Here is a 632-nt window from a genome sequence, read left to right as displayed (position 1 = left end):
ATGCTGAAGCTGATTCACTTGCAGATACTGATGCGCTAGTTGATTGGCTTGCAGATACTGATGCTGAAGCTGATTGGCTAGCTGATACTGATGCTGAAGTTGATTGGCTAGCTGATACAGATGCTGAAGTTGATTGACTTGCAGATACTGATGCTGAAGTTGATTGACTTGAGCTTACTGATGCGCTTGCTGATTGGCTAGCTGATACAGATGCTGAAGTTGATTGACTTGCAGATACTGATGCTGAAGTTGATTGACTTGAGCTTACAGATGCTGAAGCTGATTCACTTGCAGATACTGATGCGCTAGTTGATTCACTTGCTGATACAGATGCTGAAGCTGATTCACTTGAGCTTACTGATGCGCTAGTTGATTGGCTAGCTGATACAGATGCTGAAGTTGATTGACTTGCACTTACAGATGCTGAAGCTGATTCACTTGAGCTTACAGATGCTGAAGTTGATTGACTTGCAGATACTGATGCTGAAGCTGATTCACTTGCAGATACTGATGCGCTAGTTGATTGGCTTGCAGATACTGATGCTGAAGCTGATTCACTTGAGCTTACTGATGCTGAAGCTGATTCACTTGAGCTTACTGATGCGCTAGTTGATTGGCTAGCTGATACAGAT

The 632-nt window shown here is 43.4% G+C and carries 1 protein-coding gene; it reads right to left on the bottom strand.

Annotated elements, in window-relative coordinates:
* On the bottom strand, window positions 1-632 hold a 632-nt coding region (locus tag D8862_RS09505; RefSeq protein ID WP_185760867.1), incomplete at both ends, for a hypothetical protein.

This window comes from Streptococcus oralis, from assembly GCF_003942585.1.
GTDB classification, from domain to species: Bacteria; Bacillota; Bacilli; order Lactobacillales; family Streptococcaceae; genus Streptococcus; species Streptococcus oralis_BE.
This window is presented reverse-complemented; position numbering and strand designations above follow the sequence as displayed.